The organism is Varibaculum sp. C0165D1 (assembly GCF_056590355.1).
In genome coordinates, this window is sequence record NZ_JBWPVY010000001.1 from 435,067 (window position 1) to 457,969 (window position 22,903).

Consider the following 22,903-nt stretch of genomic DNA (forward strand, 5'->3'; position numbering starts at 1 on the left):
CGAAAATGGCGAAGCCGGAACCAACTTTGGTGCAACTATGTAAAGAAGATCTAGCGGCTGCCATTAATTCGGATCCGGCCGCCCGCAACAAATTAGAGGTGGCGCTGACCTATCCGGGAGTGCATGCAGTCTGGGCGTACCGCCTGGCACATATGTTGTTTAAGAAAAATCTGAAACTGCTGGCTAGGATAGTTTCTTCGATTGCGCGCAGCTATACCGGGGTGGATATCCACCCCGGTGCCCGGCTGGGGCGGCGTCTGTTTATCGACCATGCCAACGGAGTAGTAATCGGAGAGACCACCAAGATAGGTACCGACTGCGTATTGTTTCACCAGGTCACCCTAGGTGGGGTGTCAATGTCGAAAGGTAAACGGCACCCCACCCTCGGGGATCGAGTGATGGTAGGAGCCGGCGCCAAAGTTCTCGGCCCCATCCACGTAGGCTCCGATTCCAGGATTGCCGCCAATGCGGTGGTGGTACGCGATGTGCCTGCGGGATGTTCCGCGATTGGAGTCCCCGCCCGGGTAACTCCCGGCTGCAAACAGCAAAAGACTGCCGAACTGATTATTGACCCCACCTTGTTTATCTAGGGCGAAGACTCGTTTTTTAGGCTGCCAGCACCTTACCCGCAGGGATCACGCCCCGGCAGGTAGCCCGTGCCGGGCAGGAATATCGGGTTTAAACCGTAAACGCGAAAAATGAGGCGGCGCGCTCTCAAAAAATTTACGGGAACAGCAATTGCGCCGATACCGGGCTAAACCGGTTTAACAGTGGATTAAAATCCGGCTATCAGTGGACGCAGCCGCCAATACGGAATCATCTTCGACTACAATTCAGAGTAATAAGCTAGTGGTGGAGGAAAAATGATTAGCACGGTTCCAGAAATAGTTGCCGGAGTTACCCGCGGAGATGCTGACTCCTGGGAACAGGCGCGCAGTCTGCTTACCGCCTACTATTGTCAAAGGCATAATCCCCGGATAACCTTATTTTCTTTGACCTCAAAGTTTTCCCCGAGTTTTCCGTTGCAACCACAATTGGCAGGTAGCTCCTGGGAAAGCGCCTGCAGTATGCGCGATTGCGATCTTCTGGCTCTCGCAAACCTAGATATTGAGGTCGATAGTGATGGTCTGGATCAACTTTTTGCTTCCGAACCGCTACCTGAATTAATGGAGCAAATTCCTACCAACACCGAATTGGTAGATGTTGCCGATGAAGTTTTAGAAACTGAAAGTGGGCCTTTAGCGCAGATTTGGACGGCGCTAACTAAGGATCCACTGGTATTAAAGCCCAAGGCAGCAGCAGCTATTCTTGCTCGGCTTCGTCCTGCGATTTTCCCGCTGTTCGCTAAAGCTGACCGCGCCCCCTGGGGGGAAGTTTCAGATTACGTGCAGTTCTGCCAGGATCTTAAAGCTTTGCTGCTAGCCGAACGCGGACGGCTGGCACACCAGCTTTACTATCTGCGCGAATCTTTAGAATTGCCCGAATGGGTTTCACAAGTACAACTTTTACAGGCGTTAGTCTACGCAGCATGGCAGGAGCAGCACGCTGCCGAGAAAGAGCGTCGCCGCCAGGAAAAAGCTGCCCGCCGTCAAGAACGCGAGGAAGAAAAACTCCGCAAGAAACTCGCTAAGCGCACTAAGAAGCAACGCAAGAAACTCGCTAAAAAGCAAGAGGCACAAAGCGAAGCTCAAAAACTAGCCGAGGCAAAAGCTAAAAAGGCCCAGCGTCAAGACGATGACCCAACAAATTTGGGGCGCGAGGGCGGGAAGCGCGTTTCAGATCCTCGCCACTTAGGAGAACAAGAACCCGCGGAGTTAGGGAACTCGCGAGCTACACGCGTTAGACGCGGACGCCACGTGCGGACTGAAGATGGCGATGATGATTTCATCTCTACCGACCCAGTATCTTTGCCGCGTTAATAAAAAACCGGTAGCTCTTTTTCCTGCCTCTTAACTAGCATCTACAGTTAGGAGGCAGGAACTTTTTCTTCTCAGCTCTAAGATGAAGCTATGACGAGTTTTGATCTGGAGACCTACCGCCAAGGTTTAACTGACTTCATTATTGCTTCTCCCTGCGCCAGTTTCGCTGCCCACACCCTGGCTGAGCTATATACCTCGCAGGGCTTTGAACAAGTCGATCCCGCGCAGGAGTGGCCACAAAAGCCCGGCCGCTACTTTTTGCGCCGCAAAGGCGCCCTCATTGCCTGGATAGTGCCTGCTGGCTCCCCCAAAGGATTCCGGATTATCGGCACCCACACCGATTCTCCGGCCTTCAAACTAAAACCCACCCCCGATACCCTCAGCCCCGATGGTTGGGGGCAGCTCAACGTAGAAGTTTACGGGGGAATGCTCCCCAACTCTTGGCTAAACCGGGAACTAGGAATCGCCGGGGTCGTTTACGACCGCTGCGGACGGTGCCATCTGGTGCGCACCCAGGCGATTGCTACTATCCCCCAGCTAGCTCCCCACCTGGATCGGGACTCTGCTCAGCAACTGCAACTTGACCGCCAACAGCACTTGCGACCCCTTTGGTACCTGGGCGAATCCCCGCGGGCGATTCTGGAGGTAATCGCCGCGCAGGCGGGGCTGCGGAACGCTGAGGAAATCTCTAGTCACGAGCTCTACACTTTCGATACTCATGAACCCCAGCGGCTAGGAACTGCGGGCGAGTTCCTGGCATCGGCGCGACAAGATAACCTGCTATCGGTCTATTCCGCTACTCAAGCCCTATTAAGCCTGTCTACGGCGGATTTCCAAGGCGAGCATATTTTGGTTAGTGCGGCATTTGACCATGAGGAAGTCGGTTCCCACACCGAGACCGGAGCTGCTGGGCCCCTCCTGGAACAGGTTTTGCGCCGCTGCGCCCTCGCCATAAATAAACCTGACGGGTTTGAACGGATGCTAGCCGTGTCCTCGTGCCTGTCAGCAGATGTTGCCCACTCGGTAAACCCCAACTATCCCGAAAAACACGACCCCGACACCCGGCCGATGATGGGATCCGGACCGGTACTTAAACTCAATGCCTCCCAGCGCTATGCCACCGACGCTAACGGTTGGCACCTTTGGAACGACGCGGCCAGGCGCTGCGGAGTTAAGACTCAATGCTTTGTTTCGAACAATGATGTCACCTGTGGGTCAACTATTGCCCCCATGACTGCTACCCGCCTAGGGATAACCACTATTGATGTGGGGGTGCCGATTTTGTCAATGCACTCTGCCCGGGAAATGTGTGCCCTTAGTGACCAGGTGGAGATGGCGAAGATAATGCAGTCTTACCTGCAGAAATAGCTGATAGCGGTGGGCCATACTGGTTTCGAACCAGTGACCTCTTCCGTGTGAAGGAAGCGCGCTACCCCTGCGCCAATGGCCCTTGAACTCAAACTACGTTACCGGAATTTGAGGGCGCAAACCAAATTCGTCGATCCTCTGGTACGCTACTAGTAGCACGGGAGCTTTCAAGCTGAGAGGAAGCAAAACGCTTCGACCGTTACACCTGATCCAGGTAATGCTGGCGCAGGAAGCTGGTTCACCTGTGCGCATATTTAGGAGGCACAGATGGACCGGGAAGAACAGCTAGAAGTGGTAAATAACCAGTGGCCACCCCTTAGCGCCAGTCAATCCGCCGAAGTTTTAGCTGAAATCCCAAAGTTTCGCGAGGAGCGAATAGCAGATCTCTCCCCCTCTTCCCGTCCCATGGCCGCCGCTGCGCTAGTGACGACTGATAACGGCAAGCAAGTGTTTTTAAAGTGCTACCACCACCATCTGGTCAGCGAAAACGAGCTGGAGACTAAACACTCCTTTGTCAATCAACTGGCAGAAAATGGCTTTTCTACCCCGCGTTTTTTCTCTTTCACCCCCGGGGGAACCGCGCTCCGCTTAGGAGAGTGGATTTTTGAGGCTTCCCAAGGCGCCCCTGGGCAAGACCGCTACCGGGATCTGCGCTCCTGGCTACCGCCGAAAACCAGCGAAGAGGCGGTGGAACTGGGGAGGCTAGCTGGCCGGCTGCGCCTAGCCAGTCAAAAAATAAAACCGTTGCCGCTAGAACCCGGCCCCTATCAAAACCGGATAGAGCTAATGCTGGGAGACCCGCTGGCGCGGTTAGCGGACTTCTTAAATACCCACCCGGTACTTGACTCTTATTTGAAAGAAAACGGATCCGACTTAGCGGGCGCGCTAGAACCCTTGCGGCCGTTTGCAAAAATGCTTACCCCCCTCAAGAGAGCCCCGCGCTACTTTACCCACGGCGACCTGCATGTTTCCAATACTTTTTGGGAAGGAAATGAGATTACTTCCCTGATTGATTTTGGACTCGCCTGCCCAAATCCCTCGCTTTTTGACCTGGCGGTCCTCCTGGAACGCCACAGCATCGACTGGATAAGTATTACCGAGGGGAAAACCGACAGCTACTGGCCAGAAGTCGCTGGCGACTTACTAAGTGGCTACGGGCAGGTCTGGCCGCTGTCGGGAGAGGAAACCGAGATGCTCGGCGCCATGATTTCCCTGTGTAACGTCGAGTTTTCCCTTTCTGCTATCGAATACGACCTGCTCGCTCCAATCGATCCGCAGATTAAAGACTGGGCCTGGAATATTGGGTTCCAGGGTCATAGCCAATGGTTCCTGACCGAACCAGGCAAAAAATATTTATCAACCATCAATCAACTAGCGAAAGAAAAAGCATGCGCAAAATAGCTACGGCTTTAGCCTGCACTCTAGCCCTAACCCTGGCGGGGTGTTCCACCGGATCTAGTTCAGCAACCAAAGATCCTGAATTAAAGAACACTTCGGTTATTTTGGACTGGACTCCTAACACTAACCACACTGGGATCTATGTCGCCCAAGAAAAAGGTTTTTACCGGGAAGCGGGACTAAACGTAAAGGTAATGGGCTTTTCTAAGAGTGGCGTGGAATCAGTAATGGCTGCCAAAGGCGCCGATTTCGGGTTCTCCGGAACCGACTCGATCGCCTCCGCAAAAGCCTCGAACCTGGGAATCAAAATGGTGTTCAACCTGCAACCCAAATCCTCCTATATGGTGGGATTCTTGGATAAGGCCGCTATCCAGCGTCCCCGGGATTTAGACGGTAAAACCCTCGCTGAATTCGGCGGCGGTTATCAACATATTGCCACCAGAATGCTGATTCAAAAGGACGGCGGCAAAGGAGATTTCAAAAAAGTAGTCGCCGGCGCCCAAACCTTGCAGGCAGTAGAACAAGAACGCGCCGACTTTGCGGAACTCCTATCTACCTGGGAAGGGATCGAGGCCGAGCAAGCCGGCTATAAGCTACGCTACTTTGACTACGAAAAGTACGGGGTGCCTACTACCCCCGCTCTGTTGGGGATATCCACTCGCGCAGATCTAATCAAAGATAATCCGCAGCTGGTGCGCGCCTTCGTGCAAGCCACCCAGAAAGGTTACCAGTGGGCGATAGACCACCCCAAAGAGGCCGCTAAGATCCTGATGGACGCTAATCCGCAGGCAAAGCTAGATGCCAAACTGGTTAATGCCTCCCAGGAAAAACTTTCCAAAGAGTATTGGCCAGATGCGGCCGGCACTGTCGGTCACGCCGATATGGACAAGTGGCAAAGCTACTTGGACTTCATTATTGAGCAAAAGCTGGTTGCTGACGGAGATGGAAAACCCTACAGTCAAAAGATTTCCGCCCCCGAGGTAGTAACCAACGAATTCCTAGCCAAAACCACCAGTAAATGAAACATAGCTCGCGTCTAGTCGCCGCCGGTCTGGTCCTGCTGACCCTGGCACTGTGGGAAGGTGTGTGCCGTCTGGGGCAAGTTAACCCCAAATTGCTGCCTGCCCCCAGCGTGATTATAAAAGCCGGGATAGCAGACTGGCCGGCGGCCTCGCTAGCCACGCAAGTAACTTTGATTGAAGTACTGGCGGGTACCTCGCTAGCGATTATTTCCGGGATAGCGATTTCTTTCGCCCTGTGGCGGGCGAAAACATTCGGTAAAGCGGTGATGCCGCTGCTGGTAATCTCCCAAACGATTCCTGTAGTGGCCATCGCTCCCCTGCTGATTATCTGGTTCGGCTTTGGTATGACCTCGAAAATCCTCCTGGTGGCCTTGTTTGGGGTTTTCCCACTGATCGTGGCTTTCACTAAAGGTCTCTCTGCACCCTCGCGCGACCAGATAGATGTGGCGCGCTCTCTGGGAGCCTCCCCCGCCTGGATATTCGCCCATCTGCGAATGCCGGCAGCCCTGGGAGACTTTATGACCGGACTGCGCATCGCGGTCACCTACGGTCCCGCCACTGCCGCCACCGCCGAGTTCGTGGGGGCAGAAAATGGTTTGGGGATTTACCTCCTCACTGCCCAAGGATCTTTCCGAACAGAATTAGTGTTCTTCGGAGCCGGAATCTTGACCTTGATGACCTTAGCGGCCTATCTGCTGGTAGAACTGGCCGAGCGCATCTTAATCCCCTGGAAGAAGGCAAAATGAGCCTACTAGAAGTATCAGAGGTAACCAAGAAATTTACTACCCCGCCCCTGATTGCCTTGGAGGACGTGCGGGTAACTATCACTGAAGGAACGATTACTGCCCTGGTGGGACCGTCAGGTTGCGGAAAATCTACTTTGCTGCGGATAATCGCCGGTCTCAGCTCCCCAAATCAGGGAAAAATTTCTTGGTCTGTGCCAGATCCCCTAGTCGCCTTGATGCCGCAACGCGACGGACTATTTTTTTGGAACACGATTGAAGATAACGTGGCCCTCCCCTTACGTATCCGGGGAGTAACCCGCCGGGAAGCCCGCGAGCGTGCCTGCGCCCTCCTCGCTCAGTTTGACCTACAACAATTTTCCCGTGCCTACCCGGCGCAGCTGTCCGGGGGGATGCGTTCGCGAGTAGCTTTTTTACGCACTATGCTCGCCAAACCGACCTTAATTGCCCTGGATGAACCTTTCGGGGCTCTCGATCAAATAACCCGTGCTCAAATGCAACGTTGGCTCTGGCAAGCCACTCGCAGCCGCGGTTTAACCCTCCTGCTAGTCACCCACGATATTGCCGAGGCAGTAACCCTAGCTGACCGCGTGTTGGTGATGTCCGAGCGCCCGGGCCGCATCATCGCGGACGTAGCGATTCAGATTCCAGAACGTGCCGAGTTTTTATCGGCAGACTCACCTTCAGCGACCGGAAGTTCTACTCACCGGGCCGGTCTACGTACCACACCCAAATTTGTGACCGCTTATCAAGAAATCGAAAACGCCCTCTGGGGCAATTAAATAAGGAGAAAAAATGGATTTAACCCGAATCCGCTTGGAATATGTAGTTACTTGGCCTAACCACGCTGGCCTTTTCGTGGCCCGCAAAAAAGGCTGGTACCAAGAGGCGGGACTCGATGTTGATATCTCTTGGGACGGTTTTGATCGCGGCACCCCCGCACAACTTGCAGCCAAGGGAGAGTTTCAGTTTGCCTCCATTAGGTTAGGGGAGCTGCTGGAGACCCGCCACAGCGACCACCCCTTCGTAGCCGTCGCTACCTTTAATCAAAACCAGCTAGGTGGGGTGATTACTCTCCAGGAGAAGGGGATTCACCGTTTTCGAGATTTAGAAGGAAAAACCGTCTCGATTCCGCCGGTTAAACGGCTCATCCAGATGGTGGTGGAAGCCGTCGAAAAAGATGGCGGAGATTTTTCCAAGGTGAATGTCGTGGATCCCGGAGTTTTCGAACCCGATATTCGCGCAGTTGAAAAAGGCAAATATGACGCCATCTTCAATGTTCTAGGCTGGGAAGCCTACCAGGGTAGTAAACCATTCTCCGAGGTAGTCCAACTATCCTTTGACGAAATGGGAGTTACTCCCCACCATGCCTATTTCCTGTGCGTGGAAGAAAACTATCTGCGTAGCCACGAAGATCAGGTACGGGCGTTCCTGGCTGCCACTGGCCGCGGCTACGATTTTGCCCGCGACCATCAGGCAGAAACCGTAGACATTCTGGCTTCTACTATGTGCGCTAGCGAAGAGGATACCTTGACCGCGTCCCTCAAATTTATGGCACCTTCCTGGCATGCACCCTCGGGGCGCTGGGGCGAGATGGATGCGGAAGTGATTCGTTCCTACACCACTTGGATGAGCGAAAACGGCTTTACCACCGCTACCTTAGCGGACGTGGAGGGTGCTTGGACTAACGAGTACCTGCCCGAAAAGTAAGCATCGTCAATAGAATTTTCGGCTCGGCTACCTAAGTTTGCTAGCAAAACTAGCAGGTATCCGAGCCGAAACTTTTTGGTGTTTAGTCCGGTTGCGGATTAGCTTTCTGGTGGCGCTGAGAGTACCAAATAGACAGCAGAGCGGTACCTACGAGGACAACTAGGATGTAGCCCATCGAAAAGCCAATAGAAGGTTCCGGGACCACCTGCGCCCATTTTTCTATGCCCAAGAAGGGGGCTTCGTGAGCGGCGTGGATAATCAGTTTTACCCCGATGAATCCCAGGATTAGGGCCAGGCCGTAATGTAGGAACGCCAGACGTTCTAAGAGCCCGTCAACTAGGAAGAATAATTGCCGCAGCCCCATCAGAGAGAAAGCGGTAGCGGCAAAAACAATGAAGGGATGTTTTGTCAGGCCAAAAATCGCGGGGATAGAGTCAAACGCGAACATTAGATCCGCAGATCCAATCGCGATAATCACCAAGAACATGGGAGTTACATAGGTTTTCCCGCGGTGGCGATAGAGCAGTTTAGCTTCCCGGAAACCTTCAGAGACCGGTAGCACCCGCCGCACCAGGGTAGTGAACTTATTTTCCTGGTACCCTTCCGCAGAATCCCCCTCGTCCTCTTTGGTTATCCCTTCCCGCGCCTGACTGATCGCGGTGTAGATCAGGAACAGACCGAAGAGGTAAAAAATCCAGGCGAACTCATTGATCAAAGCGGCGCCGATCAGAATAAATGCAAGACGCAGTACCATAGAGATCACGATTCCTAGCATGATCACTTTTTGCTGATAGGCGCGGGGAACTTTGAACCCATTCAAGATAATAATGAATACAAACAGGTTATCCAGGGACAGCGACCATTCGGTGATCCAACCGGCCCAATACTGTGCGGCTAGATTCAGATCCCATTGCAGCCACACTACTAACCCGAAGGCGGCCGCAATCGCCATATAGATACCGGACCAGATAGCGGCCTCTTTAATAGTGGGTTCGTGGGCTTTGCTGACGTGTCCGCGGAAATCAACTATCAGCAGCGCCAGAATAATCACCGCCAGCAACAGCCAGTTCCACCAGTGAATTACCTCGTAGCCAGGGGTGGCATTAAGCGCAGCCATCAGACCCATGCAGCGTTCTCCATTTCGTTGGCGTTGTCTATGCTCAGGTCTTCTTCCGCCTTTTCAGGCCCAACCAGCCGGGCAAGTTTGCCGTGATGACGACTGGCCTGTTAATGGAAGTACTCCCCTTCCAGATTTACTTTCTTATTCTAACGTGTTTTAGACCTAACCCCGAACCGTGATCCGGCCAATGACGCCTTTCCCAATAGGTGCCGATAATCGCTAGTCCGGTGAGCGAAATGGCGCTGCAGATAACTACGACCAGCCATTGTGCGAAAGATAGGATTTCTAGGGCGAAGAAGTTTCGCACCACCGGTATCGTAATCGCCGCGATTACTAGGGTGATCATGGCTACAACTAGGCCTCCGCGCCAACTGCGCAGCGGCTGAGACAGGATAGCCAGTAACCCCAATGCCCCGATTGCCAGCACAATAGTGGCCGCCGAAGTAGCTGCCTCGGTGCGCCCCAACCACAGGTAGGCCCCAATCGAAGTGGATCCACAAAGTAACCCCGCAGGTATGGATAGCTGGCCCACCCGACGCAAGAAACCGGGACGGTAGCGGCGGTTGGAGGGCGCAAGCGCCAGGAAAAACGCGGGGATTCCGATAGTGCTAGAGGAGATCAGGGTCAGGTGCCGGGGCAGATAAGGGTAGCGAATACCTAAAATCCCGACTAAGAGTGCTAGCAGGGCCGCATAGGTAGTTTTTGACAGGAACAAGGTAGATACCCGCTCCATATTTCCCAGTACGCGTCGTCCCTCCCCTAACACTTGGGGCAGGGCCGAGAATTTAGAATCTAGCAGTACTGCTTTCGCCGCGGACTTGGTGGCTTGGGCAGCGTTTCCCATGGCAATCCCCAAATCTGCATCCTTTAAAGCCAGAGCATCATTTACTCCATCTCCGGTCATCGCCACGGTTTTACCCGCGGCCTGTAAGGCTTGCACGAGGGCGCGTTTTTGTTCCGGGGTAACCCGGCCAAATACCCGATGTTTCTCCAGGATTCGCGTGATCCCGGGGGCGTCCTCCGGTAGCTCGCGAGCGTCAAAACCTTCGGTCTTAATCCCCACTCTCCCGGCCAAGGCCGCCACTGTCTGCGGGTTGTCCCCCGAAATAATCAGGACATTTACCCCTTCTTGGCGGAAAAAGTCCAAGGTTTGCGCCGCATCTTCGCGCAGGCGTTCGGCGAGCACTATTAACGCGCTCAGCCGCAATCCCGATGGTATAGCGGGATGCTCCGGGTCGATTTCCTGATTTTTAGCCTGTGCCAACGCCAGCACCCTCGCGCCTTGCCCCGCCCAGGTTGCGGTTTGTTCTAGCGCGGGACCGTCAGCTGCCAATATAATCTCGGGCGCTCCCAGTACCCAGGTATTACCAGCACTGACCACCGCTGACCATTTACGAGCAGAATCGAAGGGCACTAGCAGTGGGTTCTCCAAAGCCGGCGGCATAGTTTCCAAATCGGTAACTATCCGATCATAGATAGCTGCCGAAGTGTCATTTTCGCGCTCGCGAGTCAAAGCTTGCAGGGCGGCGGGCGCCCCTGCAGCTAAATCACCAGCCGACACTAGTTTATTTTCACCGGGGAGGGCGAAGCCGCGCGCCGCAATCTCCCCAGTAGTAAGGGTGCCGGTTTTGTCTAGACAAAGAGTGTCTACTCTGGCCAGGACTTCTACTGCCGGCAGCTCTTGGATCAGCACCCCTTGACGCGCCAGTTTTAAGGAGGCCGCCGCGAAGTTTATAGAGGTGAGCAGCACCAGACCTTGAGGAATCATCCCCACGATTCCCGCTACTGCCGCCACAACTACCGGTCCGATATTCCCCCAGTTAACCTGGTCAAGTCCCCCCAGGTTACGAATTTGTGCTGCCCCCAGGAGCACGATTACCAGCGGTAAACAATAGGTGATGACTTTCAGAATCTTGTTGATTCCTTCTTCCAATTCCGAATGTGCCATCTGGAATTTTTTAACCTGCAGCGCCATCTCGTTCGCCCAAGAGTGGCTACCAACCGCGCTAACCTTTACGTATCCATCTCCGGCTACCACCGCGGCACCGGAAAAAATTTCTTCGCCCTTGGATCGTACCCTCGGAACTGACTCCCCAGTAAGGTTAGATTCATCCAGGTAGAGGCCGCTGGTGGCAACTACAGCCCCATCGGCAGGCACCTGGTCTCCCCGTCGCAAATGCAAAAAGTCCCCCTGCACAATCTCGCGAGGAGAGATTTCTTTTTCTACCCCACTTCGCACCACCATCACCGGGTTTTCTTGCAGAATACTGATTTTTTCCAGCACCCTTTTGGCCTTGAGTTCGCTAATGATGCCAGTGAGCGCATTGACCACCATCACGATCCCAAAAACGGTGTCTGCCCAATGACCGAAAATCAAGGTAACTACGATACAGCTTGCCAGAATCGCATTAAACAAAGTAAACACATTGGCGCGCAGAATCTGCCGGACTGTGCGGGTAGCGCGCGGGGTGAATTGGTTAACCAGTCCGGCCTGCTTAAGTTTAGCGACCTCGTCCTCGCCGAGTCCTGCCAAAGCGCCTTCTGGTAGTTCGCTAAGCTCTTCCCCACTTACCGAGGACGTTAATGCTGGTTGTGTGTCTCCCGACGCGGGAAAGGGAGGAGTTATCGCGTCACCCTGAGTAGAGGGGCCGTGACCTTTTTCGGTTTCGCTCAATTCGCCTCCCGCATTTGCCGCAATTCTTTCTTAAGATCGCGCACTTCATCTCGCAGCCGCGCGGCCACCTCGAATTGTAGCTGCCGGGCGGCCTCTTGCATCTGAGAGGTGAGCTCCGCGATTAAATCTGCGAGACTAGCTTCGTTCTTATCTGCTAGCCGTGCCCGTACATCCTGCCCGGTTTCCCGGCGGGTCTGGGCATCAGGCCCACTACCCGCGCCCCGATATCCAGTGCCTAGCAAGGATTCAGTATCGATTTCTTCGCGCGCCAACATATCAGTGACATCCGCGATCTTCTTACGCAGCGGCTGGGGATCAATCCCGTGTTCCAGGTTGTAAGCTATCTGTTTCTCGCGCCGCCGCTCGGTTTCCTCAATTGCCGCCCGCATCGAATCAGTGACCTGGTCAGCATACATATGGACTTCCCCGGATACGTTTCGGGCAGCGCGCCCTACGGTTTGAATCAGGGAGGTAGTCGACCGCAAAAACCCTTCCTTATCGGCATCGAGGATTGAAACTAGAGACACTTCTGGCAAGTCCAGGCCTTCTCGCAGCAGGTTAATCCCCACTAGCACATTGAAGCGCCCCATCCGCAGTTCCCGCAGCAGTTCCACTCGCCGCAAAGTATCTACATCCGAATGCAGATATTCCACCAATACTCCCCGCTCCGCCAGGTATTCGGTGAGATCCTCCGCCATTTTCTTGGTCAGGGTAGTGACCAATACTCGCTCATTCTTTTCGGTGCGTACCAGGATTTCTTCCATCAGGTCATCGATTTGACCCGCGGTGGGTTTAACCACAATCTTGGGGTCAACCAGCCCGGTGGGGCGAATAATCTGTTCGACTACCCCATCGGAGCGTTCCAATTCATAGGGGCCCGGGGTGGCAGATAGATAAACGGTTTGCCCGATCCGTTCCTGGAATTCTTCCCATTTCAAAGGCCGGTTATCCATGGCCGAAGGCAGACGGAAACCGTAATCCACCAGGGTGCGTTTGCGGGACATATCCCCGTGGAACATGGCTCCGATCTGGGGAACCGTCACATGGGATTCGTCGATTACCAGCAGAAAGTCCTCGGGGAAATAGTCGAGGAGGGTGTTCGGGGGGCTGCCCGGACCACGCCCATCGATATGGCGGGAATAGTTTTCGATGCCTGCGCAGGTTCCAATCTCTCGCATCATTTCCAGATCATAGGTAGTGCGCATCTGCAAACGCTGTTCTTCTAAGAGTTTTCCCTGTTCATGGAAGTATTTCAGCCGCTCGCCTAGTTCTTCCTCAATCCCGTCTAGGGCGCGCTGCATCCGCTCTGGCCCGGCTACATAGTGGGAGGCGGGGAAAATAAACACCGAGTCTTCCTCCTCGATTACTTCCCCGGTGATGGGATGCAAGGTTGCCAAAGAATCGATTTCATCCCCGAACATTTCAATGCGGATCGCCATTTCCTCGTACATGGGAATAATGTCGATCGTGTCTCCGCGCACCCTAAAAGTCCCCCGGGTAAACGCCATATCGTTGCGGGTATATTGCATGGTGATAAAGCGTTTAAGTAGTTCGTTCCGTTCTATTTGCATACCCACCTCTAAGGGCACCATCCGTGCCACGTATTCTTGGGGAGTACCCAAGCCGTAGATGCAGGAAACCGAAGACACCACGATTACGTCCCGGCGGGTAAGCAGAGAGTTAGTGGCAGAGTGACGCAGCCGCTCGACCTCGTCATTGATAGAAGAATCTTTTTCGATATAGGTATCGGATTGGGGTACGTAGGCTTCCGGCTGGTAATAGTCGTAGTAGGAAACGAAGTATTCCACCGCGTTATCGGGAAAAAGTTCCCGCAGCTCCGCCGCCATTTGGGCAGCCAAAGTTTTATTAGGCTCCATTATCAAAGTGGGCCGCTGTACCTGCTCTACCAGCCAGGCAGAGGTCGCGGATTTGCCGGTGCCAGTTGCTCCCAGCAGGACAATATCTTTTTCGCCGTTGTTGATCCGCTGAGTGAGCTCCGCGATCGCCTGGGGTTGATCCCCGGACGGCTTATAGGGCGCCTGCACTTTAAACGGTTTTTTTGCTCGGCGCAGATCCAGTTGCTCACTCACGTCCCCCAGTCTACTAGGGGCAGAGGTACTAAGGACGGTAGTGAGGACTCCGTAAGCGTTAAGAATCACGTCTTGGTGATTTGCTGGATACTGCCAGGCACGGATAAACTCGGGGAGGTAACGGGCTGTGGCGCAGTTTGGTAGCGCACTTGACTGGGGGTCAAGGGGTCGCAGGTTCAAATCCTGTCAGCCCGACAAATGCGCTGGTAAAATACTGTTTAGGGCAACAGGATTTCCAGCTAAATAGTAAATCTACTCTCAAAACCACTCTCATTACCCGGAAAATTAAGATGCTTTTCTCCACATGGCGGGTGTTATGGGTGGGTGATTTTGGAGGTGATTACAGCTCCAGTTCATTCACCTTCTGCTGGACAGCAGCACGGACGCGAATCGCGTCTAATACCTCCTGCTCCTCTAGCGTGAGCGCTTCGCCTCGCTGAGCTTGCTTCTGCTGCTTGCGCGGTTTTCAACAGGGCGGATTGCGACCCGACTGGAATCGCAAGGTATCAAAGTTTCACCGCAAAGCGTGGATCATTTTTAGGTCTGATGCTCGAAGCTCATATGTTTTACCCGTGCCGCCGGGCCGCACAAGCCCGTTGCGGCGTCAGTCCGGCAACACGGGGCTCAGCGGCAGCGGTTCGGGCAAATCCAGTGTGATACTCAAGTGTAGCGCGGGGTCGGCAAACACCCTCCCGTTGGAAGTCATCGCGAGGGCGCGATACTTCCCACCCAGAACGCCCTTCTGAGTCAATTCGTGCAGCAGGGGGGTTCCTCCCGCAATCAGCGCGGTAGAGAGAGCCTCGCAACTCATCGCGTCAGGTCCCACCACAAGTGCCGCACAAATATCGGTAAACGCGAGCTGCCCGTCCAGACCGCGAATGTGGCTGCGCACCAGACTGGGGACAATCTGGGTTTGTGGCAGCATTGAATTAGAGAGGGACTCGTTTTCTATCTGCAGGTCTCCCAAGAATTCCCGGCCTGTCCAGGGAGATTGCACTCTGATGATGGCCCGGCGGTCCGGTGCCACAATCGACGAACCCCCGAAGGACACCAAGATGCCGCTACCCCCTGATTCTTGAATGAGAGAAGCCAGCTGCGCAGCCGCGTAACCTTTCGCGATACCTCCCAAATCTAGGCCCCCAGCCCCAACACCGTCGGTGAGACGAGCCTGCTCGCCCCGCAACTGCAGCGTTTCGGCGTCCCAGCCCAGGCACGGAAATAGTTTAAAAAAACCCCCGGTACGCTGCGACCAATCCTGAGCAGCCCCAAACACCGCGGCACAGTGCGGCCCGATATCTCTCCACTCGGTATCCAAGCGGCTCACGGGAGAATCCGCCCGAAACCGCGACAGGTCTTCCTCCAACTGCGCCACCCTTTGCGGCAGACTCACCCGGAGAACCTCCGCAACCTGGGGAGTGCTGCGCCACGATGCCGACACCAGCGTCCCCATCGCCGCAAAGGTAATCGTGGTTTCTCCTGGTGGAGTCGGCGCGAGGTACACGAACGCCTACTTTTGCGCTGCTTCCATAGCCGTCTGAACCGCATCGAGGAACAGCCGATGTGACAACGATGCCCCGGACACCTTATCGACCTTATTTTGATCCCCGGTCTTCTGGAACTGCTGCACATAACGCTGTTCAGCGCTGATAGCGGCTTGGGCGCGCTGGTAAAATTCCGTGTCTATCCCGCCGCTAGCGGTTTTCCCGTAATTTTCGTCATGTTCCGTCCCATCTTTGTCATAGAGACGAAACTTAGCGTGAACCACCTGACCGTTCTTAATCGTAAACTGAACTTTACCGACCGTACCATCCTCGTCGGGCAGCGAGCTGCCCGCGTATTGCCCGTCCGGCAAGGTCGACGCCGCTGGGTAAGACCCGCAGCCACTGAGGGCGACCATGCCGATTGCGAGTAGCGCCCCCGCGGTCACTTTACGCATCGTTTCGTCCCGTCTCAAGCGTTTGGGGGTCACATTTTTCTGCGGTTTGCGATTGGTTGTGGACTTCTCTGACGATTTTCCCGTGATCCAAAATGATTTGGCGCTGCCCTTGCCGAGCAACGTTGGCATCATGGGTGACGACCAGCAGGGTCGTGCCCTCCCGGTGCAGCTGCGAAAAGAAGTCGATAACGATGTTTTCGTTTGCCTCATCGAGGTTTCCGGTCGGTTCGTCGGCCAGGATCACGGAGGGGTGGTTGATGAGGGCACGAGCCACGCACACGCGCTGCTGCTCCCCTCCGGACAGTTCATGAGGGAGGTGGGTGGCGCGAGCGGACATGCCCACCCGGTCTAGTGCCTCCATCGCCTCGGCTTCATCGGGGAGCGAATGGTAGTACTGGGCCATCATCACGTTTTCTACCGCCGAGAGGTGCTTGACCAGGTGGAACTGTTGAAAGATGAGGCCAATCTTGCGGCGACGCACCGCAGCCAATTCCAGTTCACCCATTTTATCCAGACGCTCACCCTCCAGGTAAACCAGTCCTTCGGTGGGGGAATCCAAGCAGCCCAGAATGTTCATCAAAGTTGACTTGCCCGAACCGGACGGCCCCACTACCGAGAGCCACTCGCCGCGAGTTATGTCGAGGCTGACATTATCCAGCGCCGCCAACTCGCCGTATTTTCGAGACACCTTCTCAACTCGATAAATCAATTGTTCATCATTATTATCTGCCATAGCATTCTCACTCTCCACCAAGAACATTTATAGGATTAATCCGGGCAATACGTTTAGCCGGCCACAGAGAACCGATAACCGCTACCGCTACCGAAAAAACAATCGTGAGGACTAAAATTATCCAGTTAATTTCTACTCGTGCCAGGAAAACTTTTTGCAATATGTAATCGGCCAGACCGATTCCCAGCAACACTCCTAAGAAGCCTCCGAACAGCCCTAACATTATCGATTCCCCGATAAGCTCCGTGAATACGTCCTTGCTCAAAGCCCCCAAGGCCTTTTTCAGCCCAATCTCGCGAGCGCGTTCCGAGACAATCGAACTCAGTGTCGCGGATACCGCAATCAGCATTAGTGCGGAAATAATAATACTGACCAACCAAATTAGGTTGCTTAGAGTATGAGCAATGCGGGTTTCATTTTGGGTAGTTCGACGCACCACTTCAGCGTCAACCCCGTTGTTCTTTTTTCCGATGGTTTTCGCTAAAGCGCTCAATTGGGAAGTATCGCCCTTCAGGGAATATTCCACCAAACTGTAGCCATCGGCAACCCCACCCATAGCGGTGTAACTGTCCGGGCTTAACACCGCCAGGTCGTCCTCGGGGCCGCCGGTGCGCAGCAGCCCGGAGATTTCCAGCTGTTTGCCAGCCCGGTTGGCATCCCCCGATTCGTTCCCCCCGGTGTTTTCCCGCAGCTGCGCCACCTTGAGGCCAATCAGGTCACCGACGTGCAGACGGAATTTTTCTGCGAGATTCACCCCTAACAGGATCTGTTCGCTGCCCTGCGGCACTTTCCCGTCGATTGACCAGTAGGGTCGGACTGACCGGGCGTCGGCAAATTTCGTCACCATGACGGGGACGGGCTGCTGACCGTAGAGCAGGTTACCGTAACTGTAGCCGGCCCGCCCCAACAGACTCTCGCCGCACTGCCGGTCGATGGCAGACACCGTTTCCCGAGTAATTACATTGGAACCTTGCGGCAGCACCACCAGGTTTGCCCCAAACGAACGCAGTTCCTTAGCGATGTAATTGGGAACTGTCACCGCCACCAGCCCCAACCCGGACAGGATGGCGGCACCCATTGCGATTGCCAGGGAAGCAATCAGAACCCGGGAGAAACGGTGCGCAAAGGCTTTCCAAATGATGCGCACGAACATGCGTTTGTGTGAGTTCATTCCCGCCTACTTTCTGTGCAGAACCCGCGCAGGTTGCAAAGTCACCAGCGCCCGGATTGAAGGTAAACAGCCCAGCAAAACCGTCAGCCCCACGATGACCGCCATCAAGGGGAACACCACTGGGCGGATATTGATACTGACCCCAAATACCAGGTGTCCGACCAGTTGGGCCAGACCGATGCCGCCCACACATCCGAACGCGGCCCCGACCAGGCTCACGATGAAGGTTTCCGTCAAAATCATCAGCACCACAAACAGATTACGCGCCCCCAAAGCTTTCATCAGCCCGATTTCGGCGGAACGTTCCATCACCGAGGCAGTCACCAGGTTAGCAATACCCAGAGCGGAACCCGCCATGGCCAAAATCGCCACCAAAGTCATAATGAGCTGGGTTTTTTCCAGGATCGCGCCCTCACTATCGGCGATTTGGTGGACGGGGGTGGCTACGGCGTTAGTCATGACTTCCTCAATCTGATAGGCGATTGAGGACGTGTAAGCGGTGCAGTACCAGGTTTCCCAGTCCTCCAGAGATAGTGAGCTGGGATCGCGGGCAGCGCGGCGGGACAAGTCATTTTCCGGCGTGGTGATAGCACGCACCTCTACCCGGTCGACCTGGCCCGGACGACCCGAGAGGCTCTGAGCTACGCTCAAATCCGCAAACAGTTGCCGGTCTTCATTGGAACCGGAAGTAAAGATACCGCTGATAGTCAAAGTTGGACTGGGTGCGGAGCCAGCTAATCCGGGCCGGGGTTTCAAGGTCAGAGAGTCCCCCAGATGCCAGCCGTTTTGCTGAGCCAGTTTCGTTCCGACCATGACTTCATCGGCAGTCTTTGGCCAGTTGCCTTGGACTTCCCACCAGTCGCGCATATCCGCCATGCCGGTATCGACTTTTTCCCCAGTGGGGATGGCTAGCTTCTTGCGAAACCAGGTCCCGACTACGTCAACGTCTTGGCCTGAGGAAGAAGCCTTGGTTCCCAGGAACGGAGCAAAGTTTTCGATGTTGAAAGCCCAAAATATGGTTTTCAGCTTTGCCAGCTCGGATTCCTGCAACGCTCCGGACTGGGAATTCGCCGAGCTACCCGTATCCTCGAAATCATAGAGTTGGGAAACTACGGATTTTCCTTGCGGTAGCACTTGGATATTGGCACCGTAAGAGCCAAGTTCCTGCTTGATTTTATCCCCGACATCCAGCATGACCGCCAGCATGGAAGTTGTGAGACCTGCCCCTAATAAAATCGTTAGCGCAATCATGAGGCGTTTACCGACCTGCCGACGTAACGCCTTGAAAATCATCCTGAAAAAGAACATGGAAACTTATACCTTAGAGCCTTAGATTATTTTGCTTTTAAAGATTTTGGCGTGCCCACTCAGCTCGTCAGCAAAAAACCGTAATTCTTTCGGGCCCACCTCATACTTAATCGGAATGGGGTTACAGCCACCGGGAAAGCCAATAGTTTGAATATTCATCATGACCCCGCAGCGCCGGCAAATGACTTTCCCGCCGTCTTCGTAATAACCGGATTCTCCGCAGATTTCGCAGGCATCCAGACCACAACCGTAGGCTACAGCGTTCTTTTGAATGACGATGAAACGAACTTGCGTCCCGTCCTTGGTCACATAGGCGAAGCGATGCAGGTGTCCATCAGACACCAGCTCTCGACTGACGGAAACCACATTTCCTTCCACCGTGGAAGGCTCTATCGGGGATAACTCCGGAACAGACTCCGCCACGCGCCTGCCAACGGTCAAGGCAGCAACGAAAACAACCGTGCCACCCAAGGCCAGCTCTAAAAAGTGTCGGCGAGTAACCCGATCCGCTTTCGCTAGACGCGCTTCGGGGCCAGAAACATTGACGGGTTTGGAACCGAACCAAATGGCGATGATGCCAGGAATGGCGGTCAGCACCACCAGGGCCAGCAGTATGACGGTGTTGGCATTTTGAATCCACAACACGAGTTCAAAGATAATCCGTGACCGTGGCAGGAAACCACGTATGGCGAGCTGTTGATACAGCAAAATGGAACGCGGACCGATAACTACCAAAAATACCGCGGTAGTGATTGCCAAACGCACCATGGCGGGAACCAGCCTGGTGGCGCGCACGTAGGCCCAGCCGGCGACGACCACCAGCAGCGACCCCAACGCGAATCCAGAAAAGCGCGCCAGCGATTCTGTTTCTAACGGAGAGGATCCCATCAGCACAATTTCGTCGGTCGAAAATGCGTATTCAAAGCCGAAATTGATGATGATACTGACGGCAGTCAACAGCGAGGCCACCAGCAGCGCCCGATGTTTAGCACTCTGTTTAATGTCATAGAGATCGGCGGCACCAAACCACCAAGACATTCCCAGGAATCCCAGCGAGCAAATCAGCATGACTGGAACCAGATAGAAGTTCATGGTGGGAACATCTATCAGATTTGTGTTCAGTCGAAGCCATGCCAGTGTCGCCGCCGCTAGGGCTGCCACCACCAACACCACGGTGGTAATCCGAGCCACGACTCGGCGTTCCATCGGGGTGTGCGGTCGCGTTGCCAGCAAAATTGCCAGCGGCACGAATAGCGGCAGCCCGTAGCGGAGGGCGACAACAAATAACTTGAGCAATGAAACCTACTTAGAGAACCTGCCCGTCCCACTGCCAGTTCTTGAACTCAAACTTCAGCGGTTCTTTCCAGAAACGGCCCTTGACCCCGGAGGAATCCTTACCCGTGTGCAGCATGAACTTGTCTTCCGGAGAGGGGATGGTGATGGTCACATCGTACAGGCCGGGCTTGAGCTTGATGTTGTTACCGTAGTGAGGACCGTCAGAGGCAATCATCGGCATCATGGTGCCCAGGTCAGTTACCTCACCGGTCTTTTGATCCTTAACTGTAACCTTCAAATCGTCCAGGTAAGGCATGTAAGTATCCGCCGGGTACCCGAATTCTTCTGCCTTCTTGTTGGTAGAAACATCAATCTCGAAGTGCATATCGGACTCGGAAGCCGGAGGCATCTTCATCGAGCCGTGCTCCATATCGACAGCCTGGAAATAAACAACGTTTACATTCAGCGGCCCGTTGGTTTGTTCGCCAGAATCCCCAACCGGAATTTCCTTGATACCCACAACATTGGGATCGCTGGCCTTTTCCGGCTGCTTCTGCTCGGTCGCCGACTTGGATTCCTGCGGCTTAGCCTTATCGCCCGACGAAGTTCCGCCACAGCCGCTGAGGCTCATGCCCAACGCCAGGACGGCTGCCAAAGCCAGTAGCTTCTTTTTCATTATTCTTCCTTTCCGCTGTTCGCTTCGACAGCGTCTTTTTTATCTTCCCTCGAAGAGTTTTCTTCGAAAGCTTTATCATTACTTTCCGAGATAGGGGTGTCGGAACGAATCTCGGAGCCGCCCGCCTCGGGCTGGTCAGCTTTTGCCTTGCGGAGTTGCAACAGAGCCAAGACGACCAATACCGCGGCGGTAATAATTTGGGCACCGAGGGTTTCCGCGGTGGGATAGATTCCCAGGAACACCACGGTAGGAACGCCAGACACCACATGTGCCCCGACCAAAGCAGCCTCTTGCAGCTCTTTAATCGCCCCGCCCACGATGGCTATCGCCAGTAACGCCAGCAATATCGAAGTCCACTTAAAGAAAGGCTTGAGCGGCAGGCGTACCCCGAACTGCCAGACCAGCACGAATAGAATCGCGAGGATGACTACCGCCGTTACGCCACCCGCAACGATAAACCAATAATCGCTGTGTGTTTTCGCCCCGGAGACAATCGGGTAAAAGAACAGGATAGTTTCAGCACCCTCCCGAGCCACGGTGAGGAAGGACACAAATGCCAGAGCAAAAACACCTCCCGCCACGGTTTTTTCGCCCGCGGTGGCCTTAATATATTCCTCCCAGCGTTTGCCACCGGACTTGCTCAGTATCCAGTTAGACACATAAATCAGCATCAGGGCGGCTGCTAGGCCGGTAATCCCCTCCAGCAGTTCCTGACCCATTCCGCTCTGCACGCTGGCGCTGAGCTGCCCAAACAGAATAGCCAGACTGATGGAAATGACCACGGCGATAACCACGCCAGCTAAGATTCCCCGCAGCTGGTCGCGCCGCCCCGCTTTCAACGCGTAGGTGACCAACGCCGCCACGACCAGCAGCGCCTCCGCGCCTTCACGTAGCAGAATCAGAAAAGCGGAAAAGAAACCGGCAATCCCCAGCGGTCCCGTGTCTTGCGTTTTCGAGTCTAAAAATTTCGCATCCTCAGCCAGCTTCGCAATCAGGTCCTTGCCAAGTTTTTCCTGTTGAGCCTGGTCACGACCGTCTTTGTAGCCCTGTCGCAAGTCACTGAACATGCCCTCAATCTCAGTCACACGATTGAAACCTTTGTGCACAATGGTGTTGTTTTCAAACCCGTCAGCTTCGTAATGCCCCAGGTACGCTTCGGTAGCCAAGGTGAATGCCCGGTCGGCTTGTCCCTTGACGTAGGCGCTTTGGGCATCGGTGATAACTTGCGCAATCGTGTCGGCAACCCTGCTCCACTGATCCGCCACCTTAGGGGCTTTGACCAGCTTAGTTACCGTTTCTGTAAGCAGGTCTGCGACTTTGTCGCTGTCTTCTCGCAGTGCCTCCGGGCTCGCACCGTCACGGCTGAGATTGCGTAAGTTCAATAGTTCGGCGACAAACTTATCGTTTACGTCACGCCCCAAAGCATGTTTGACCTGGTCCTCTAGGCCGCTCGTCTGGTAGTTCTCATAGTAGGCTTGACGAATCAGAGTCTGGACCGCGCTCGGATCGCCAGCTTCCGGAACCGCGGCGAGCTTTTCCTGCATTACCGACACGACCTCAGACCATTCACCCAGATCGGAATCTTGGGCTGCGGCCGCGCTAGACCAGACCACCCCTCCGAAGGACAGCGCCACCACCAAAGCGGAAAAACCTACGATAAACCGCAGTCCTCGTGCCCACAGAGAAGGCTGGTTTCTGGTTGCGTTCACGATTCTCTCAACTTCTTTCTAAATCAAATACATAACAAGGCTACAAATAAA

General features: G+C 54.5%; 19 protein-coding genes, 2 tRNA genes and 1 riboswitch. Of the genes, 9 read left to right on the top strand and 12 right to left on the bottom strand.

Annotated features, from left to right (window positions below):
• Positions 1-5: 5 nt before the first annotated feature.
• The 3 genes from cysE to AC1EKS_RS01990 all read left to right on the top strand — a co-directional run bounded on the left by cysE (position 6) and on the right by AC1EKS_RS01990 (position 3,287).
• The gene (gene cysE / locus AC1EKS_RS01980) at positions 6-590 is read left to right on the top strand and encodes a serine O-acetyltransferase (protein ID WP_481008961.1); all 585 of its coding nucleotides are present in this window, start codon (positions 6-8) and stop codon (positions 588-590) included.
• Positions 591-863: 273 nt separating this feature from the next.
• A complete protein-coding gene (locus AC1EKS_RS01985) occupies positions 864-1,919 on the top strand; it encodes a DUF6308 family protein (protein WP_481008960.1) in 1,056 nt (351 codons plus the stop codon).
• Positions 1,920-2,009: 90 nt separating this feature from the next.
• Positions 2,010-3,287: a M18 family aminopeptidase gene (locus AC1EKS_RS01990; protein ID WP_481008959.1), complete on the top strand. Its 1,278-nt coding sequence runs from the start codon at positions 2,010-2,012 to the stop codon at positions 3,285-3,287.
• Between the two features lie 10 nt (positions 3,288-3,297).
• Here the strand turns inward: AC1EKS_RS01990 and AC1EKS_RS01995 are convergent.
• Positions 3,298-3,369: transfer RNA gene (locus AC1EKS_RS01995), tRNA-Val, on the bottom strand.
• A 65-nt stretch (positions 3,370-3,434) separates the two neighbouring features.
• Positions 3,435-3,536: riboswitch (TPP riboswitch) on the top strand.
• A gap of 18 nt (positions 3,537-3,554) precedes the next feature.
• Between AC1EKS_RS01995 and AC1EKS_RS02000 the strand changes: the two genes are divergently transcribed.
• Genes AC1EKS_RS02000 through AC1EKS_RS02020 form a run of 5 tightly spaced genes read left to right on the top strand, consistent with a single transcriptional unit; the run spans position 3,555 to position 8,160 of the window.
• On the top strand, positions 3,555-4,688 hold the full coding sequence (locus AC1EKS_RS02000) for a phosphotransferase enzyme family protein (RefSeq protein WP_481008958.1): 1,134 nt from the start codon (positions 3,555-3,557) through the stop codon (positions 4,686-4,688).
• A complete protein-coding gene (locus AC1EKS_RS02005) occupies positions 4,676-5,707 on the top strand; it encodes an ABC transporter substrate-binding protein (RefSeq protein ID WP_481008957.1) in 1,032 nt (343 codons plus the stop codon). Before AC1EKS_RS02000 ends, AC1EKS_RS02005 begins: the two co-directional genes overlap by 13 nt.
• Positions 5,704-6,453, top strand: a complete 750-nt coding sequence (locus tag AC1EKS_RS02010; protein ID WP_215523323.1) for an ABC transporter permease — start codon at positions 5,704-5,706, stop codon at positions 6,451-6,453. Before AC1EKS_RS02005 ends, AC1EKS_RS02010 begins: the two co-directional genes overlap by 4 nt.
• Positions 6,450-7,232 carry an ABC transporter ATP-binding protein gene (locus tag AC1EKS_RS02015; RefSeq protein WP_481008956.1) on the top strand — a complete coding sequence of 261 codons (783 nt, stop codon included), beginning with the start codon at positions 6,450-6,452 and terminating at the stop codon, positions 7,230-7,232. Before AC1EKS_RS02010 ends, AC1EKS_RS02015 begins: the two co-directional genes overlap by 4 nt.
• A 13-nt stretch (positions 7,233-7,245) precedes the next feature.
• On the top strand, positions 7,246-8,160 hold the full coding sequence (locus AC1EKS_RS02020; protein WP_481008955.1) for an ABC transporter substrate-binding protein: 915 nt from the start codon (positions 7,246-7,248) through the stop codon (positions 8,158-8,160).
• Between the two features lie 82 nt (positions 8,161-8,242).
• Here the strand turns inward: AC1EKS_RS02020 and AC1EKS_RS02025 are convergent, their stop codons facing one another.
• From AC1EKS_RS02025 to uvrB, 3 genes are all read right to left on the bottom strand, one after another.
• Positions 8,243-9,286 (bottom strand): TerC/Alx family metal homeostasis membrane protein, encoded by a 1,044-nt coding sequence (locus tag AC1EKS_RS02025; protein ID WP_481008954.1) that lies wholly within the window; start codon positions 9,284-9,286, stop codon positions 8,243-8,245.
• A 127-nt stretch (positions 9,287-9,413) separates the two neighbouring features.
• Complete coding sequence (locus AC1EKS_RS02030) at positions 9,414-11,954, bottom strand: HAD-IC family P-type ATPase (protein WP_481008953.1); 2,541 nt, start codon at positions 11,952-11,954, stop codon at positions 9,414-9,416.
• The gene (gene uvrB / locus AC1EKS_RS02035) at positions 11,951-14,044 is read right to left on the bottom strand and encodes an excinuclease ABC subunit UvrB (protein ID WP_481008952.1); all 2,094 of its coding nucleotides are present in this window, start codon (positions 14,042-14,044) and stop codon (positions 11,951-11,953) included. The genes AC1EKS_RS02030 and uvrB overlap by 4 nt, the downstream gene beginning before the upstream one ends.
• 121 nt (positions 14,045-14,165) lie before the next feature.
• Between uvrB and AC1EKS_RS02040 the strand changes: the two genes are divergently transcribed.
• Positions 14,166-14,239: transfer RNA gene (locus AC1EKS_RS02040), tRNA-Pro, on the top strand.
• A 409-nt stretch (positions 14,240-14,648) separates the two neighbouring features.
• On the opposite strand, the gene AC1EKS_RS02045 is transcribed toward AC1EKS_RS02040, so the two are convergent.
• Genes AC1EKS_RS02045 through AC1EKS_RS02080 form a run of 8 tightly spaced genes read right to left on the bottom strand, consistent with a single transcriptional unit; the run spans position 14,649 to position 22,852 of the window.
• Positions 14,649-15,545 carry an FAD:protein FMN transferase gene (locus AC1EKS_RS02045; protein ID WP_481008951.1) on the bottom strand — a complete coding sequence of 299 codons (897 nt, stop codon included), beginning with the start codon at positions 15,543-15,545 and terminating at the stop codon, positions 14,649-14,651.
• Positions 15,546-15,551: 6 nt separating this feature from the next.
• Positions 15,552-15,980 carry an FMN-binding protein gene (locus AC1EKS_RS02050; protein WP_481008950.1) on the bottom strand — a complete coding sequence of 143 codons (429 nt, stop codon included), beginning with the start codon at positions 15,978-15,980 and terminating at the stop codon, positions 15,552-15,554.
• On the bottom strand, positions 15,973-16,713 hold the full coding sequence (locus AC1EKS_RS02055) for an ABC transporter ATP-binding protein (RefSeq protein ID WP_481008949.1): 741 nt from the start codon (positions 16,711-16,713) through the stop codon (positions 15,973-15,975). The genes AC1EKS_RS02050 and AC1EKS_RS02055 overlap by 8 nt, the downstream gene beginning before the upstream one ends.
• 7 nt (positions 16,714-16,720) lie before the next feature.
• The gene (locus AC1EKS_RS02060) at positions 16,721-17,884 is read right to left on the bottom strand and encodes an ABC transporter permease (RefSeq protein WP_481008948.1); all 1,164 of its coding nucleotides are present in this window, start codon (positions 17,882-17,884) and stop codon (positions 16,721-16,723) included.
• A 6-nt stretch (positions 17,885-17,890) separates the two neighbouring features.
• Positions 17,891-19,192 carry an ABC transporter permease gene (locus tag AC1EKS_RS02065; protein WP_481008947.1) on the bottom strand — a complete coding sequence of 434 codons (1,302 nt, stop codon included), beginning with the start codon at positions 19,190-19,192 and terminating at the stop codon, positions 17,891-17,893.
• 21 nt (positions 19,193-19,213) lie between these two features.
• Positions 19,214-20,488: a Fe-S-containing protein gene (locus AC1EKS_RS02070; RefSeq protein ID WP_481008946.1), complete on the bottom strand. Its 1,275-nt coding sequence runs from the start codon at positions 20,486-20,488 to the stop codon at positions 19,214-19,216.
• Positions 20,489-20,498: 10 nt separating this feature from the next.
• Positions 20,499-21,143, bottom strand: coding sequence for an iron transporter (locus AC1EKS_RS02075; RefSeq protein ID WP_481008945.1), 645 nt, complete (start codon positions 21,141-21,143; stop codon positions 20,499-20,501).
• Positions 21,143-22,852 carry an FTR1 family iron permease gene (locus AC1EKS_RS02080; RefSeq protein ID WP_481008944.1) on the bottom strand — a complete coding sequence of 570 codons (1,710 nt, stop codon included), beginning with the start codon at positions 22,850-22,852 and terminating at the stop codon, positions 21,143-21,145. The genes AC1EKS_RS02075 and AC1EKS_RS02080 overlap by 1 nt, the downstream gene beginning before the upstream one ends.
• Between the last annotated feature and the right edge of the window lie 51 nt (positions 22,853-22,903).

Excerpts from the sequence above, each read along its gene's own strand:
- AC1EKS_RS02075 (WP_481008945.1), bottom strand. The coding sequence starts at position 21,143 with ATGAAAAAGAAGCTACTGGCTTTGGCAGCCGTCCTGGCGTTGGGCATG.
- AC1EKS_RS02065 (WP_481008947.1), bottom strand. The coding sequence starts at position 19,192 with ATGTTCTTTTTCAGGATGATTTTCAAGGCGTTACGTCGGCAGGTCGGT.
- AC1EKS_RS02020 (WP_481008955.1), top strand. The coding sequence starts at position 7,246 with ATGGATTTAACCCGAATCCGCTTGGAATATGTAGTTACTTGGCCTAAC.
- AC1EKS_RS02060 (WP_481008948.1), bottom strand. The coding sequence starts at position 17,884 with ATGAACTCACACAAACGCATGTTCGTGCGCATCATTTGGAAAGCCTTT.
- AC1EKS_RS02010 (WP_215523323.1), top strand. The coding sequence starts at position 5,704 with ATGAAACATAGCTCGCGTCTAGTCGCCGCCGGTCTGGTCCTGCTGACC.
- AC1EKS_RS02000 (WP_481008958.1), top strand. The coding sequence starts at position 3,555 with ATGGACCGGGAAGAACAGCTAGAAGTGGTAAATAACCAGTGGCCACCC.
- AC1EKS_RS02025 (WP_481008954.1), bottom strand. The coding sequence starts at position 9,286 with ATGGGTCTGATGGCTGCGCTTAATGCCACCCCTGGCTACGAGGTAATT.
- AC1EKS_RS02050 (WP_481008950.1), bottom strand. The coding sequence starts at position 15,980 with ATGCGTAAAGTGACCGCGGGGGCGCTACTCGCAATCGGCATGGTCGCC.
- AC1EKS_RS02015 (WP_481008956.1), top strand. The coding sequence starts at position 6,450 with ATGAGCCTACTAGAAGTATCAGAGGTAACCAAGAAATTTACTACCCCG.
- AC1EKS_RS02055 (WP_481008949.1), bottom strand. The coding sequence starts at position 16,713 with ATGGCAGATAATAATGATGAACAATTGATTTATCGAGTTGAGAAGGTG.
- cysE (WP_481008961.1), top strand. The coding sequence starts at position 6 with ATGGCGAAGCCGGAACCAACTTTGGTGCAACTATGTAAAGAAGATCTA.
- AC1EKS_RS01990 (WP_481008959.1), top strand. The coding sequence starts at position 2,010 with ATGACGAGTTTTGATCTGGAGACCTACCGCCAAGGTTTAACTGACTTC.
- AC1EKS_RS01985 (WP_481008960.1), top strand. The coding sequence starts at position 864 with ATGATTAGCACGGTTCCAGAAATAGTTGCCGGAGTTACCCGCGGAGAT.
- AC1EKS_RS02005 (WP_481008957.1), top strand. The coding sequence starts at position 4,676 with ATGCGCAAAATAGCTACGGCTTTAGCCTGCACTCTAGCCCTAACCCTG.